Source organism: Xanthobacter sp. 126, from assembly GCF_000526175.1.
GTDB classification, from domain to species: domain Bacteria; phylum Pseudomonadota; class Alphaproteobacteria; order Rhizobiales; family Xanthobacteraceae; genus Xanthobacter; species Xanthobacter aminoxidans.
The window spans coordinates 1,489,845-1,503,995 of the sequence record NZ_JAFO01000001.1 but is presented as its reverse complement, the minus strand read 5'-3'; the positions used below and the strand labels follow the sequence as shown (position 1 = coordinate 1,503,995).

At 71.5% G+C, this 14,151-nt stretch carries 18 protein-coding genes; 2 read left to right on the top strand and 16 right to left on the bottom strand.

The window, feature by feature from the left end; all coding sequences use genetic code 11:
* Positions 1–74: 74 nt before the first annotated feature.
* The 8 genes from XAN126_RS0107035 to XAN126_RS0107000 all read right to left on the bottom strand — a co-directional run bounded on the left by XAN126_RS0107035 (position 75) and on the right by XAN126_RS0107000 (position 8,912).
* Entirely contained in the window at positions 75–1,466 is a 1,392-nt protein-coding gene (locus XAN126_RS0107035) for an SGNH/GDSL hydrolase family protein (protein ID WP_024277886.1), read from the bottom strand.
* Between the two features lie 92 nt (positions 1,467–1,558).
* A complete protein-coding gene (locus tag XAN126_RS28200) occupies positions 1,559–1,702 on the bottom strand; it encodes a hypothetical protein (RefSeq protein ID WP_155982242.1) in 144 nt (47 codons plus the stop codon).
* 14 nt (positions 1,703–1,716) lie between these two features.
* Positions 1,717–2,037 (bottom strand): hypothetical protein, encoded by a 321-nt coding sequence (locus XAN126_RS0107025; protein WP_024277885.1) that lies wholly within the window; start codon positions 2,035–2,037, stop codon positions 1,717–1,719.
* Between the two features lie 22 nt (positions 2,038–2,059).
* Positions 2,060–2,761 (bottom strand): DUF2793 domain-containing protein, encoded by a 702-nt coding sequence (locus XAN126_RS0107020; protein WP_024277884.1) that lies wholly within the window; start codon positions 2,759–2,761, stop codon positions 2,060–2,062.
* A gap of 29 nt (positions 2,762–2,790) precedes the next feature.
* Positions 2,791–6,690: a glycoside hydrolase/phage tail family protein gene (locus XAN126_RS0107015; protein ID WP_024277883.1), complete on the bottom strand. Its 3,900-nt coding sequence runs from the start codon at positions 6,688–6,690 to the stop codon at positions 2,791–2,793.
* A 244-nt stretch (positions 6,691–6,934) separates the two neighbouring features.
* Positions 6,935–7,375 (bottom strand): NlpC/P60 family protein, encoded by a 441-nt coding sequence (locus XAN126_RS0107010; RefSeq protein ID WP_024277882.1) that lies wholly within the window; start codon positions 7,373–7,375, stop codon positions 6,935–6,937.
* Positions 7,372–8,262, bottom strand: a complete 891-nt coding sequence (locus tag XAN126_RS0107005) for a DUF2163 domain-containing protein (protein ID WP_024277881.1) — start codon at positions 8,260–8,262, stop codon at positions 7,372–7,374. Before XAN126_RS0107005 ends, XAN126_RS0107010 begins: the two co-directional genes overlap by 4 nt.
* Positions 8,263–8,270: 8 nt before the next feature.
* Positions 8,271–8,912: a DUF2460 domain-containing protein gene (locus XAN126_RS0107000; RefSeq protein ID WP_024277880.1), complete on the bottom strand. Its 642-nt coding sequence runs from the start codon at positions 8,910–8,912 to the stop codon at positions 8,271–8,273.
* A gap of 109 nt (positions 8,913–9,021) precedes the next feature.
* Between XAN126_RS0107000 and XAN126_RS26925 the strand changes: the two genes are divergently transcribed.
* Positions 9,022–9,750 carry a hypothetical protein gene (locus tag XAN126_RS26925; protein WP_024277879.1) on the top strand — a complete coding sequence of 243 codons (729 nt, stop codon included), beginning with the start codon at positions 9,022–9,024 and terminating at the stop codon, positions 9,748–9,750.
* A 763-nt stretch (positions 9,751–10,513) separates the two neighbouring features.
* Positions 10,514–10,885, top strand: coding sequence for a hypothetical protein (locus XAN126_RS0106990; protein ID WP_024277878.1), 372 nt, complete (start codon positions 10,514–10,516; stop codon positions 10,883–10,885).
* A gap of 4 nt (positions 10,886–10,889) precedes the next feature.
* Here XAN126_RS0106990 and XAN126_RS0106985 read toward each other — a convergent pair whose 3' ends face one another.
* From XAN126_RS0106985 to XAN126_RS0106950, 8 genes are read right to left on the bottom strand one after another with little or no spacing between them, the layout of a single operon-like run.
* Positions 10,890–11,459 carry a phage tail tape measure protein gene (locus XAN126_RS0106985; RefSeq protein WP_024277877.1) on the bottom strand — a complete coding sequence of 190 codons (570 nt, stop codon included), beginning with the start codon at positions 11,457–11,459 and terminating at the stop codon, positions 10,890–10,892.
* 4 nt (positions 11,460–11,463) lie between these two features.
* A complete protein-coding gene (locus tag XAN126_RS0106980) occupies positions 11,464–11,676 on the bottom strand; it encodes a rcc01693 family protein (protein WP_024277876.1) in 213 nt (70 codons plus the stop codon).
* Positions 11,676–12,023, bottom strand: coding sequence for a gene transfer agent family protein (locus tag XAN126_RS0106975; RefSeq protein ID WP_024277875.1), 348 nt, complete (start codon positions 12,021–12,023; stop codon positions 11,676–11,678). Before XAN126_RS0106975 ends, XAN126_RS0106980 begins: the two co-directional genes overlap by 1 nt.
* Before the next feature lie 11 nt (positions 12,024–12,034).
* Positions 12,035–12,442 carry a phage major tail protein, TP901-1 family gene (locus tag XAN126_RS0106970; protein WP_024277874.1) on the bottom strand — a complete coding sequence of 136 codons (408 nt, stop codon included), beginning with the start codon at positions 12,440–12,442 and terminating at the stop codon, positions 12,035–12,037.
* A gap of 12 nt (positions 12,443–12,454) precedes the next feature.
* Positions 12,455–12,889: a DUF3168 domain-containing protein gene (locus XAN126_RS0106965; protein WP_024277873.1), complete on the bottom strand. Its 435-nt coding sequence runs from the start codon at positions 12,887–12,889 to the stop codon at positions 12,455–12,457.
* Positions 12,886–13,182 (bottom strand): hypothetical protein, encoded by a 297-nt coding sequence (locus tag XAN126_RS0106960; protein ID WP_024277872.1) that lies wholly within the window; start codon positions 13,180–13,182, stop codon positions 12,886–12,888. The genes XAN126_RS0106965 and XAN126_RS0106960 overlap by 4 nt, the downstream gene beginning before the upstream one ends.
* A complete protein-coding gene (locus XAN126_RS0106955) occupies positions 13,179–13,502 on the bottom strand; it encodes a head-tail adaptor protein (RefSeq protein ID WP_024277871.1) in 324 nt (107 codons plus the stop codon). Before XAN126_RS0106955 ends, XAN126_RS0106960 begins: the two co-directional genes overlap by 4 nt.
* Positions 13,499–14,062 carry a head-tail connector protein gene (locus tag XAN126_RS0106950; protein ID WP_024277870.1) on the bottom strand — a complete coding sequence of 188 codons (564 nt, stop codon included), beginning with the start codon at positions 14,060–14,062 and terminating at the stop codon, positions 13,499–13,501. Before XAN126_RS0106950 ends, XAN126_RS0106955 begins: the two co-directional genes overlap by 4 nt.
* Positions 14,063–14,151: the final 89 nt, after the last annotated feature.

Genomic DNA, 14,151 nt, shown 5'->3' with positions numbered 1-14,151 from the left:
CCGGGAGAAAGGATGTCTGCGGAAACGAAAAAAGCGGGGGCGCCGGAGCGCCCCCGCCTCTTCGATGACCGGCTTCAGGCGACGAGCGGCAGCATCTCGCTGGCGTAGGCGGAGGCCATGCGCTGGGCGAGATAGATGGTGCCCTTGTCGATCGGGTGCGTGTTGTCGCCGCCGATGTACTGGGCGAAGTTGGAAGACCAGCTGTAGTTCGCGTTGTTGTGCGAGCCGGTCAGCCACGGCGGTGTCGCCGTGACCATGGACTTGTAGAAGATGTTGCTATTCGGCCGGGCGGCGACCGCCACCGCGAGGGCCGTATCCACCGTCTGGATGGCGGAATAGCTGCCGGACAGGGGCGCCGGGCCGAACCAGAACACCGGGGCCGACGTGCCGGCCCGGATGGCATCGAGGAAGGCCAGCGCCTCCGTGGTGATGGCGGCCTGCGTGTAGCTGGCGTCGTTGGTCGATCCCTGAACGAAGATCGCATTGGGCGACTGGGACAGCAGCTCCGGCACGCGTTCGCGGTAGGTGTAGAAGGGGCCGGAGCCGGGATTGAGAAGCCCGGTCCCGCCGATCCCGAACCGCCACATGTCGTCGATGCCGATCAGCCGGCCGAAATGGGCGGAAAGCGTGTTGCCCAGGAGGAACGGCCCATAGCTGGAGCCATCGAGGTAGCTGTCCCCGATGAAGACGCCGCGCATCGCGATCGGACGCGGGGCGGGCCAGACCTGATCGGCCGACGTGATCGCGATCGTCTGGAAATAGCTGTCCTGCTTGCCGTAGACCAGCTCCCACAGGCGCGGCTTGCGCACGCCCCAATCGACGGTGAACCAGGTGCTGTTGCCCGTATTCACATTGATCGGGTCGACCGTGATCGGCCGCCCATCCACGAAGACACGGGCGCCCTCGTTGCCCCCCAACGGCTTGAACCCGATCTTCGGGGCGTCGGACCAGAAGGCGACGGAGCCGCCTCCGCTCTTGGTGGTGCCGGACTTGCTGTCGAACACCTTGAGGCGGATGTTGGACGTATTGTACTGCGCCGCATAATACCCGTTGAGGGTGAAAAGCGACCGGTTCACCCACACATCCAGCGCCGTCAGGCCGGAGGGAGTGGACGTGGTGCCGATGGTCACGGTCGGCTTGGCCGTATCATCGGCGTCCGCCCAGTCGGCCGCACCGCCGAGGTGGGTCCACAGCACGCTGGCATTGGCCGTGCCGTCCCACGCTGCGGAGCCGTTGGTCTGGCTCGGCTCGGTGGCGCCGCAGACGCCGCCCTGGGCGATGGCGATGTACCACTGCGCGGGCGTCGCGGAGTTCTTGCGCACCTCGCCCACCTGCACGGTCTGGCCCGAGGTCCAGGCGGTGGGGGCGATCCACGGACGCACCCAGAGCGGGCGGCCGGCATCCACCGCCTGCTTCAGGCGGATCTTCAGCGCGGCGGTGCTCTGGTTAAAGTTGCGAGATGACATGAAACAACTCCCTTGGCTAAAGCACAGGCACGCCCGCGCCGGGGTGTCCGGCGCGGGTGATCGGGGGATGGGGAAAGAGGTGAAGCGGCGGCTCAGATGCGCTCGATGAGGCGTGCGCCGTCCGCGTCGGTCAGCGGCGTGCCATCGGCATCGACGAGAAAGATGAAGCCGCGCGGGGGCCGGCGGCCGCGCCGGCCGCGCAGGGCCGCGCCCGCGAAGAGGGAGAGGGACAGCATCGCCGCCGCTCCGCTCAGCGGTCGATCAAGGCGTAGATATCGATGCCCGTGCTGGTGCCTGTCGCCCACACCCGGCGCACCTGGCACGGCGGCAAGGGCTGAAGGCCCGGCAAGGCGCGCACATCGATGCGGGTGGCATCGTCGGCGCCGACAGGGGTGAGGCGCACGGTGGCGACACCGCCGGAAATCTCCTCGGGCACGAACACCCACAGGGCCTTGGCGTAGGCGGGAAGTTCGTCGCTGTCGGTGGGGGTGACGCGGGTCATCAGCCGCGTCGGCGAGGAGAGCGAGGCGGCGAGCCCCCGCATGGGGTCTCGGGCGGGATCGTAGGCCATGGGACGTCTCCGAAGGCGCGCGTCAGGCGCCGGGAATGGCGAGGAGGAGGAGGTGCAGGCCGACGCGCACCGCGCCGCCGCCGAAGCTGCCGCCGATGGCGGTGAGGCGGACGGGCGTCGGCGCATAGAAGGCGGTGGGGCCGATGACCCCCATGTTCGTGGCGCCCGCCGCGACACCGAGGCTGCCGCCGAACTTCGCCTGATCCCCGGCGATGCCGCAGTCGTAGGCGGAAGCGCCGCTCACGGCGGTGAGCGTGCGGCTGGAGACGCCGAGCACGATGGCGCGATCGGGAATGACCAGCGCGGTATCCACGAAGGCGCCGGAGAGGAGCACATCCGCCTCCCGTACCTCGGCCGAGATGGCGCCGCGGTGGGCGCTGGCCGCCAGCGGCGAGACCCACGCGCCGCCGTCGAATACCGCGAGCCGGCCTTCGTCGCGGATGAAGGCGAGGAAGCCCGCCGCCACGGGCAGGAAGTCGAACGCCCCCGCCTCATAAGCCGCGATCATCCCCGCTCGGCCCGCGAAGGCGCCGGTGGCGCCGGTCGGCACGAACCAGCGCGCGCCCTCGGCGGGCGAGGTGGGCGGGGCGGTCGCGGTGGCGCTCTCCAGCACCAACTGCACGAAGGCATCGAGGCGGCGGATGGCCTCGTTGTGGGTGACATGCTTCTGCGCCTGGGCCGCCGCGATGTACGGCAGCGCCAGGTTCGCCGATTGCTCGGACATGGCTGGACCTCGATGGAAGGAGAAGAGCCCTACGGCCGCACGATCGTCGTGATGGCCGCACCCGCCCCGACGCTGGCCGAGAGCTGCGCGACGCGGACGGTGAGTTCGCCCTGCGGCGCGCCGAAATCGGCGATCTCGTCGGCGGCCGCATAGAGAGCGTCAGGCGACGCGAGGGTGAAGCTGCGCCGCACAGTCTCGCCGTCGAGAATGTCGAGCCGATAGGCCTCACTCGCCTCGCCCAGCGGCACCTCCACTGCCTCCCATCCGTCGCCGGCGATGCGGGTGCGGCGGATGAAGGAGAAGGCGACGCCCGCCTCGGTCCGCCGTCCCCGCACATGCACCGGCGAGAGCGGCGTGAGCGCGCGGCCGGATACGGTGGCGGAGACCTCCGTCACCTCCTCCGCGCCCTGGTCGTCCCGCGCCGAGCCGACGCGGTAGAGGAAGCTGCGCCCCAGCGCGGCGACGCCGCTGGCGACGCTCACCAGCGTGCCGTCGAGGCGCACGAGGCGTGTGCCGGCCGGCCACGTCTCCGCCCCCGCCGCCTCCGTTCCGGAGAGGCCGCGCAGCAGGCCGGTGAGGCGATAGCTGCCGGCATCCACCAGCTCGGCCTCGGTGAAGGTGACGATCTCCGGCGCGCGGTCGTCAGCGAGGAGCACAAGGAGGTTGGCGCCGGCCAGCACCTCCGCCTCGCTGGCCGAGACGAGGAGGGAGGTCTCAAGCGTCACCTCCATCCCGTTGTGCCGGTCGAACCGCCAGAGCGGCCCCGGCGCCAGCGGCGCGGTGAGGGTGCCGAAGGTGGCGGAGGCGGTGATGGGCGCGAGCGTCTCGAAGCTCGCGCCATCGGTGGAGCGCCAGATGGCGAGGGTTCCCGGCCACGGCGATGCCGCCGCGGCGAGCCATTGCAGGGGAACGGGTTCCGCCTCCGACAAGGCCGGCAGGTCGAGCACCCGCACGGCGGGCGGGCCGGAGGCGCCGGGCAGCACGATGGCGCCCGCCCCCTCCTCCGTCAGCGCCACGTCGAACACCTCCGGCTCGACGGTACGGGCGGTGATCGCCAGCGCCTCCGCCTCCTCCACGCGGACGATCTCCACGAGGCGGGTGCGGCCATCGAAGGTCAGCCGTACGAGGTCGCCGGGCGCGAGCGCGAGCAGCGAGGGTGGCAGGGAGAAGGAGAGCGTCTCCCGCCCGGCCCACAGGTCCTGAAGCCAGACATCGGCGGCGCGCACCATCACGGCGTCGGAGGCGACCACGGCGAGGTCCGCCTGCGTCACATGCCGGCTGCGACCCGCGAGGCGGCGGGAGGAGACGGTGGCGCGGCGGTAGTCGCGCAGGGCATCGACGAAGCCCACCGTCACTTCCAGCGGCAGCTCGGTCTCCTGCGCACGGGTGACGGCGAGGAGGGGCGTGCCCTCCACCTGCACCAGATCGTCGGTGGCGATCTCCGCCATGTCCCCCTGCCCGCGCGGGCGGAACACCATGCGGCCATCCTCCTCCCCCGCCTCGAAGGCGAAGGCGCGGGCGAGCGGCTCCAGCGCCGCGCAGGCGGTCATGGGCTGCTCCACCACATAGCCCTCGACGGCGCCGGAGAGGTGCGCGCTGTCCACGTCGGCAATGCCGAAATCGGCGGCCAGCGTCGCCACCAGCGCATCCAGCGGTGCGGCGCCGAGGCGGCCGGTGAGCCAGTGGCCGGTGGCCCAGTTGGCGCCGTCTGCCCACACCTCGGTGGCGTAGGGGAACTGGGGATAGGGCCGCGCATCCCAGCTCCACAGGAACAGCGCGTTGGGCTCCACCATGCGGCCGGAATAGAGCGGCGCGGCCGGGTTGTCGTCGGTGTCCGCCTCCGCGCCGAAGGTGGCGAGGATGGCCTCCAGCGTGCGGCGCTGGATGAGGTCGTCCCGCGCGCCGGAGGAGAAGGGCGGCAGGCGGTTCTCGGCGGATTTCGCATCCGGAAACGCGCTCGGCCGGTTGGCGCCCTTGTCCACCGCCGGGCATCCCGCCTCCATCAGGCGGATGGGCTTGGCGCCGGGCCCGTAGGCGGTGGGCGAGTCACCGCGCACTCCCGCGACGCGCTCGTGATGGGCGTTCGCCCACCAGGACCAGAGATCCTTCTGCCGATACACCCACGGCTCGCCGAAGGCGCCGTCGGTGATAGGGCTGCGGGCCTGCGCGGCGCGGGCGTCATCATCCGGATAGAACCAGTCGAAGGCCTCGCCCCGGCGCAGGTTGGCCTTGAGGTAGGCGCTGTCGTGGATGGACTGCGCGAGCGCCGCATCGAGATGGGCGGAGCCGTCCCGCCAGTCGGCGAGCGGGGGGTAGTAATCGATGCCGATGAAGTCCACCGCCGGGGCGCTCCACACCGCATCAAGAGGAAAGCGCACGTCGCCGGAGGCGAGCACCTGCGCGCCGTATTCCGTCCAGTCGGCGGCATAGGAGACGAGGGTGGATGGCCCCACCACCGCCTTCACATCGGCGGCCAGTTGCGCCAGCGCTTCAGCGGCGGGGAAGGCGCCGGCGTCGTCGGTGAGGCGGGTGAGCGCGGCCATTTCCGAGCCGATGAGGATCGCCTCCACGCCGCCCGCCGCGACGGCGAGATGGGCGTAGTGCAGCACCATGCGGCGCAGGCTCCATTCCTCCGGCCCGTGATAGATCACGCTCGTGCCGATGCGGGTGAAGTCGCCCGCCACCGCCGTGCCGAACAGCGCCGCCACCTGCGCGCGGCAGGCGGCGGTGCCGTCCACCGTTCCCACCCGCCCCGGCGCCGGATCACAGACGATGCGCCCGCGCCAGGGATGGGGCGGCTGGGACGCGACGCCGGTCCACGGGTCGGGGCGGGTGTTGTCGGCGGGGATGTCCATCATGACGAAGGGGTTGAGCGTCACCTTCAGCCCCGCCTCGCGCATGCGGGTGATGGCGCGCACCATGCTGTCGTCGGAAGGCGTGCCGCCATAGGCCGCGCGGCCCTCATACTGGGAGACGGCGGGGGTAGTGAGGCGCGTCTGCCCGCCCACGCTCCACAGCGCCGGGGCGGTCGCCTTGTTGAGGCGCTCGCACTTCGGCCGCACGGCGCATTGGCCGGCGCGCAGGTCGTCGCCGAACCAGGACACCACCAGCGAGACGCGCGCGAGGTTCGGGCACGCGCCGAGGAGCTGGTCGAGGGAGGCCTCGAAATCGCTGAAGAAGCTGGTGACGTGCCGGTTCTCCGGCCCGTAGCTCGCCTCGCCATAGACCTGGCGGATGTTGCGCGTGTCGTAGCCGAACTCGGTGGCGCCGGGGATCAGCGTTACCGCCCTCACCTGCTTCTCCAAGGCGCCGATGGCGCGCTCCACCTCCACCGTGATCTGTGGCAGGCGATTGCCATAGTCGGTGAGGTCGAGATTGCGGAACGTGAGATAGGCGACGCCGCGATAGGCCGGCGTTCCCACCTCGCCCTGCTTGGCCTCGATCCATGAGTCCGGCGCCTCGTCCGCCCCACCGAGATGGGAGGTGATGTGCAGGCGTCGTGTGTCGAGCAGCTTGCCATCCGCCCAGATGCGGCCGATGCGCGAGACCGGGCCTTCGCACAGGGCGACCGCGAAATTGGCGTAGTAGGTGTAGGTGGTGGTGCTGGCCGAAAGGCTGCCGCCCTTGCCGCCGACGGATTGCGTCTCCTCCTTCTTCACCTCCTTCAGCTTCAACGCCCAGATCACCTGCCCGGCGAGGCGCGCACGGCCATAGATGCGGGGCAGCGGCGCGCCGGCGGTGGAGGCCATCACGTCGAGATCGGTGAGGCGCGGACCTTCCGCGTGGCGCGAGCGGTTGCCGCCCAGCAGCGCGCCGTCGATGACCGAGCCGCCGAGCGCGCCCAGCGCCCGCCCCGCCACCGCGCCGATGGGTCCGAACAGCGCGCCGCCGATAAGGCCGCCGGCCGCGCCGAGAAGCAGCGTCGCCATGGGTGAGGCTCCGGGATGGGAGGGGATGGATGAGAGAGCGAATGCGGACCGCCATCACCGGCGAGGCCTCCCTCTCCCCTTGCAGGAGAGAGCCGGGGTGAGGGGTGATCTCGCCGATCGCGCGGTGATCGAAAAAGAGGTCCGGAAGGTGCGACAGTTGGAGGCGCAGCCCCCCTCACCCCAGCCCCTCTCCCGCAAGGGGAGAGGGGAGCGGAGAGGCCGGCTCAAGGAAGGAAGAAGCCCCCTACCCCGCACCCGGAAATGCGAAGGCATAGGCCAACCGTCGGCGCCACCACGGCGTCAGCGCGGTTTCGCACACGCTCGCGCCGTCATAGGCGTGGATCATGCGCCCGCCCTCGGAGAGCAACGCCGCGTGTTTGGCCGGAAGGTGCTCGCGGAAGCGGAACAGCAGCACGTCGCCGGGCTGCGCCTCGGCCAGCCGAACGGCGACGAGATGGCGCCGTGCGGTATCGGCCAGCGTCTCGCGCCGGCCGGCCTCGGCCCAGTCGGGCGCATAGGCGGGAAGCGCCTCCGGCTCCGGCCCCACCACCGCCCGCCAGATGCCGCGCACGAGGCCGAGGCAGTCCGCGCCGTGGCCCTTCAGGGAGGCACGATGGAGATAGGGCGTGCCGATCCAGGCGCGGGCCTCGGCCAGGATCGCGACGCGATCAGGAGCCGCGCTCATTCCCGCAGGCTCCCGTCGTATCCACCCTCGCCGGGGATGGCGACGGAGATCACCGCGTCGTTGCCCGGCATGTGCGGGAAGCCGCGAAAATTGAGTGCGTTTGAGAAGCGGTCGCGACAGGTCGCAAAGCGCTTGTCGCAGCCGGCGGTGAGGGTGATCTCGTCGCCCGCTGCCACATCGAACGGCGGGCGCTGCCACAGGCGCAGGACCACCCCTTCCGCATCCACCAGATGCGCCTTCACCTCGGTGGCGAAACCCGCGTTGGCGCCGCTCGCGAACACCGCGCGGCCCCGCGCGAAGGCGCCGGTCGCGAAGCCGTCGAGGCCGGTGACGCGCAGGCGCAGCGCGCCCTCCACCGCGCTGACCGCCACGCTCGCGGAATGGGCCGGCGCGGCGAGGTCCACGCCGCAGCGGGCGTCGCCGAGATCGGCATCGCAGGTGGGCGTGAAGAGGCGGCCGCGCGTCTGGTTGAAGCCATCCGCGAGGGCGCGGATCTCGGCGGTGAACACGCCATCCTCGCAGCGCACCTCGCCGATGGTTCCCCGCCGCAGCAGGAGATGCTGCGCGGGGGCCTGCCAATTGACGAGGAGGAGGTCCACGCCCGCCCCGTCATAGAGGCCGGCGGCGAGGTCCGCGGCATCGAGCGCGTCGGCGCTGAGGGCGCCGGAGAGTTCCGCGCCGGTGACGGAAAGCCCTTGCGCCTGCGTGCTTTCCGAGCCCGCGATGCCGGAGGCGGCGAGGAAGGTTACGCCCTCCACGCGGAGGTCGCGATCATGGTCGGTGAAGCCCAGCACGGTGCCGTCGCGGCGGGTCACGCGCCAGGCGCGGCACAGCGTGGTGACGCCGCTCGCGAGATGGTCGGCGAGGGCGGGATCGAGAGTGCGCATGGCGAGCCTCACACGCGGATTTCGATGATGGGGATGCGTGGGATCGCGCCGGCCGCGAAGGCGGAGAGATCCACCTCGAGAAAATCGGTGTCGAAGCGCACCGGAACGTCGAAGCGGAAGCCCGCCGTGACGACCGCGGAGGAAGCCGGGATGGCGCCTTCCGCGAAGGTGATCTCGCCGCGCGTCGCATCGAGCGAGAAGTGTGCGCCTTCAACGTGTTCGATGCCGTTCACCGCAACCTTCACGCTGCCCGCGACAGGCTTGGTGATGGCGCGCAGATGGGGCGCGTGGAGCGCGCCGTAGCGCTTCGTCAGCGCGAAGGTCGCGCGCGCTCCGTCGCCCGCACCGATGAGCTGATCGAGGGCGCTCACCTCGTCTTCCGGAGCGGCCGAGGAATGGTCGAGACGATCGCGCCAGCGGAAGCCGTGGAGACGCCCTCGTCGCTCCTCGAAGAAGGCCACGATTTCGGCCAGAGCGGCGAAGGTCTTCACCCCGTAACCGGCATCCCATCGCCGTCGCGAATCAGCCTGTCGCGTGTTGCGCTCCTCGCGTCCGGAGGCCGTCGTGACCACCTCGGTGACGCGCTCCGGACCGCCCGAAGCGCCGAGAGCGACCTCCAGAGGAAACAAAATCTCATGAAAGGCGGCCATATGATGCCCCCATCCCCTAATTCTTGGCCGAAAACAGTAGAGATGGCCTTGACATAGTTGAACGTGACGCCTTGACTTTCCTGTGCCCCGTTGAGCATGGAGCGAAAGCATGGCTACCAAGCCCGCGAAGAAGCCGGCCGCCGCCGCCGAGAAACCTGCCGAGAAGAAGGCCGCAGCCCCCAAGGCCGCAGCCAAGACCACAGCACCCAAGACCACAGCACCCAAGACCACCGCCCCCAAGGCTGCCGCGCCGAAGGCCGAAGCCAAGGCCGCTACACCGAAGGCCGCTGCACCGAAGGCTCCTGCCAAGAAGGCCGCCGCCCCGAAGGCTGCTGCCCCGAAGGCCGAGGCCAAGGCCGCTGCCCCGAAGGCTCCCGCCAAGAAGGCCGCCGCTCCCAAGGCTGCTGCCCCGAAGGCTGAAGCCAAGGCCGCTGCGCCCAAGGCCGCCGCGCCGAAGGCTGCTGCCAAGAAGGCTGCTGTCCCCAAGGCCGCTTCCGCGAAGGCTGCCGCCAAGCCCGCCGAGGCTCCGGCCGCGGAGAAGAAGGCCGCCGCTCCCAAGGCCGCGAAGGCGCCTGCCAAGGCTGCGGCTCCCAAGGCCGCTGCCAAGCCCGCCGCTGCGCCCAAGGCTGCCGCTCCGAAAGCTGCTGCCAAGCCCGCCGCCGAGAAGAAGGCTGCCGCCCCCAAGAAGGCTGCTGCCCCCAAGGCCGCTGCGAAGCCTGCTACTGCTGCTCCCGCGCCCGCGCCGGAGACCAAGCCCGCCGCCCCCAAGGCTGCCGCCAAGCCCGCTGCCAAGAAGGCCGCTGCGCCCAAGGCTCCCAAGGCTCCCGCGAAGAAGTGATCTTCGCTCCCCGATGGCGGCGTGCGGCTCAGGGCCCGCGCCACCGCCATCGGAGCGCCGCCGGATGCGGCGCAAGCCATATGGCCGCCCACGGGCGGCGTATCAGGTCGCCAGGACCCTGCCGCCCACGGGCGGCAAGATGAGACGAGGCCGCCTCACGGCGCGTCATCACGCAAGGCGCCTCAGGCGCAGCGGATGTGGGGATTGCCGCCATCGGTGGCAGGCAGGCTGGGCCGCAGGCACGATCGGCGCCCAGCCTTCATGTCCGGGCTCTTCATGTGTTGCACCCTGTGCGCCCAGGCACTGTGAGGCCTGGGCCTTTGTGTGTTCGGGCCTCCCGATGTCCGGGGGGCTGATCCGGGTGGACGTCGTATCCGTTCAGGCATCGGCCAGTGGGGCAAGGCTGGAATGCCGCGAGCGGAACGACGGCGCCATCGCGCATGTCGCGCCGGAGTTTCCCCGCGCCTTTGGGCCGCGCCTGGGTGCAGGACCTTGGCGCAGGACCTTGGCGCAGGACCTTGGCCAAAGATCCGGGCGAAGGATGACGCACCCGTCGCCCAGCTGAGGCCGGACTGCGCGCAGGCCTTCCCTCGCCGGGCGCCCCTGTTGATCGACTGCGGGTCGGTCGCGACACGTCTCGGCCGCGATACGTCGCCATTACCGGCAAGCTGCCGGTCCGTCAGGGGATTTCCCGGTGGGCGCGGCCACGCTATGGTCCGATGGCTCGCACCGGGCGAGCTGCCGGACCGCCACTCTTCGTGCCATGACGATCAGCGCCCCCCGCCCCCTCTCCTCCGCACGACGCTCCGGCGCCGCCTTCGACCTCGCGCGCCTCTGCGGCGCGGTGGTGCTCGGCGCGACGGTGGCTGCGGCCGCCGCAAGCCCGGCGCTGGCGCAGGCCAGCGGCAAAAGCAGTCCTTCCGGCAGCAAGAGCGACAGCTTCTGCGCCAGCTACGGCCCGGGCTTCCAGCGGGTGCCGGGCTCGGATTCCTGCGTGAAGACCGGCGCCGTCGTGCGCAGCGATGCCTATAGCGGCAGCTCGGTGAGCAACGCGCCCAACCAGTTCAACAACTCTTCGTCCGCGCTGCCCTCCACGACGGCGACGGCGACGGACCCGTGGAAAACCGCGCGCTGAAGGCTCACCCGCCGCGCTGGCCCCGCGCCACCGCCCGCGCCACCAAGCCCGAGACATAGGCGTCCGAGCGGCGGAAGCCGGAGATGTCGGGCGTCGCGATATTCACCGTCACCGCCCCGCGTCCCGCCCCTTCGGCGCTGCGCACGCCGAGCCGCCCATCGGCCCCGCGCGCCAGCGGCAGGATGGCTTCTGCTCCCTTCTCCCCCATCAGGCCGAGAGAGGTGCCGAGCGGAAAATAGGTGGGCGCCGCCACCACCCCGCCGCGCGCAAACGGCTTCACCTGCCCCTCCCCGATCACCCCGCCCTTTGCGAAGCCGAGGCCGGCGCCGGCGCCGGAGAGAAGCGACGTGAGCGAACTCTCCAGCGGCTTCAGGGCCGCCGTGAGGGCGAGGTTGGCGAGGCGCGTGGCGAGTTGCTCCAGCACCGTGCCGAGATCCTTGCCCTGCACGGCGAGGCCGGTGAAGGCGGAGGCGAGCGCGGAAGAAAAGCCGCGCGCGGAAACTTCCGCCGCGCCCAGCGCCGCCATGGCGCTGCGGGTGTCCACCTGGAGGGCGATATCGACGGTCTCGGTCACAGAATCATCCTCTCATGCGATCGGGAAACCGCGCCATGAGCGCGGCAAGGCCGGCGCGGTCGATGGCCTCGGGCGCGGCGGGCAGCAGCGCGGAAAGAGCGGCCGCGAGTTCCCGCGGCGTCATCCGCCAGAAGGCATCAGGAGCAAGCCGCAGCAGGCCGAAGCCGGCGCCCATGGCGAGCGCCCAGGGAAAGGCGCGGGCCGCGGGCGAAGGCATCACGCCGGCTGCGGTGCGGGAGGGGAAGCGGGCGCCTCCTCGCCGCCGAAGGTAGCCGCGAGCAGGTCCGCGACCATGCGCGCGAACCCCGCAGCGCCGCCATCCGCCCGCATGCGCTCTACCTCCTCGACACTCACCTCCGCCCCCGCGCCGTTCAGCCCGGCGGCGATGATGCGCGCGGCATCCCGCGCCGAGAGGCGCCCCCGGCCGAAGCGCTCGGCCAGCGCCATGAGATCGTCCGCGCCGAATGCGGCTTCCAGCTCCGCCAGCGCGCCGAGGGTGAGGACGAGCACGCGCGGCGTGCCGTCGAGCACCGCCGAAATCTCGCCGCGCCGGCGGTTGGGCATCCCACCGCCCATCACAGCGCGGCGAAGGCGATCTCGCCCGCGCTCTCCAAAGTGAGGTCGAAGGTGATCTCGCGGTCGTGCTCGGCGGCGATCTCCAGCGCCGTCACCTGGAATGGGCCGGTGAGGGTGCCGAAATCCGGGATCAGCAACTGGCAGCTCGCCAGCGCGCCGGAGAAGAAGAGCTGGCGGACGAGGGCGTCGGACGCCGCGTCCTTGAACACGCCGGAGCCGGAGACGGACGCGCGCTTCACGCCCGCCCCGTCCAAAAGCTCGCGCCAGCGGCCGGCGCTCTCGGAATGGGTCACGTCCACGCTCTGCGCGTTGAAAGCGAGGGTGCGCGTGCGCAGCCCCGCGACGGTGATGAAGGAGGTGCCATCATGCACCTTCAGGAGCAGATCCTTGCCCTTCTGCGCGGCCATTTTCGTCTCCGGTCAAACGGGCTCGGTGACGGCGCGGAACCGCACCAGAGCGTGGAAGGTGCGCCCGTCGCTCTCGCGGCGGACCTCGGCGGTGGTGGCGCGCAGGTTGGCGAGGCGATGGCCTTCGAGCGTGAGCGCCGCATCGTGCAGCGCCGCCTGCAATCGCGCGGCGATGGCGAAGGCTTCCGCCCGCCCGCCGGAGCGGGAGAAGACGTGCAGCGTCAGTGCCTGCTCGCTGCCCGCCTCGGTGGCGGTGGACCAGTCCGCCACCACCGCCTCGCCGAGGGTGACGAAGGGAAAGTCCGCATCGCCCGGCGGCACGTCATGCACGCGCGGCGCGCCGAGGAGCGCCACCAGCGCCGTATCGGCGACAAGCGCCGCATGGATGGCCGCGCGGAGCGCGAGCGCGGGACTGTCGAGGGGCAGGCTGTCGAGTGGGGAGCTCATGCGCGCCTCCGTCGGGCGAAGAGCAGGCGGAGGCGGTCGAGCACCGGATCGCCCGGCCGGTCGAAGGCGCCGCGCACGCGATCGAGAAAGGAGGCCCCGGACACCTTGACCAAGGGCCGCGCGGGGGTGCCCGCGACGGTGGCGACGGCGCCCCGCTCGGCGCCGATCTCAGCCGCGAGATCCTCGGCGGCGCGGGCGGCCGCCGCCGCTTCCGCATCCGGAAAATGGCGGGCGGCGATGCGGCGGGCAAGGCCGTCGAGGCCGCGGGTGCGGACGCTGAGTTCCGTCCTCATGTCTGCTCCTCGCTGCAACGGAGGCGATGGAAGCGGCCGCGCCCGTCCGCATCGGCGATGGATTCCACCGCCAGCACGCGGCCGGCATGGATCAGCCGGTCGCCCGCCGCGATGGTGTTGGGCGCCCGCACGCTCACGCGCAGCACGCGCGCGGCGCGGGGGCGATCCTCGCCGAGGCCATAGGTGGTGGAGACCTCCTCCACCGCGCCCCACAGCACATCGACGGAGATGAAGGAGCGCGTGACGCCGCCGGCGCCATCAGGCACCTCCAGAGGCGTCTGGTGGGTGAGGCGATGGCGCAGCGCGCCGATCCCCGTCACAGCCGCACCACGCGATAGGGCGCGATCAGCGCGCGGGCGGCTGCGGGGAGTGCCGTGGCGTCCCCCGGCCCGTCGCGATGCTCATAAAGATGGGCGAGCATGAGCCGCACCCCCTGGACGAGATCCGCCGGCACATCGGCCGCCTCCGCGCCATAGCCCGCGAGGAGCGTGATGACGATGCCGCCATGGGAGACGAGCGGCGCCGAAACCTGCGCGGGCGAAACGCGGATCAGCGCGGGCGCCCGGTCCCCCACCAAAGCGAGCGCGCCCTCAGGCAGCACCACCGGCGTGCCGTCCACCGCCGCCACCGTGGCTTCGAGGATGGCCCGCACCGGGGCCACCGGCGCCGGGATCACGCCGCGCAGGGGCCAGTGATCCAGCGAGAAGCGCCAGGTCTGCTCCATCAGGATGCGTCCCGTCTGCGCCTCCACATGGCGGCGGGCGGCGGCGATCAGGGCATCGATGAGGGCATCCTCGGCGTCGGTCTCGACACGCAGGAAGGCCTTCGCCTCCGCCCGCGTCAGCGGCTCGGCGGCGGGGCCGGAGAGAAGTTCGGCCATGGGGGGCTCCGGAGAGAGGGTGGGCGAATGGCGGATGCGCGGAAGGCGGCCCCTTCCGGCACCGGCCGTGCTCCCTCTCCCCTTGCGGG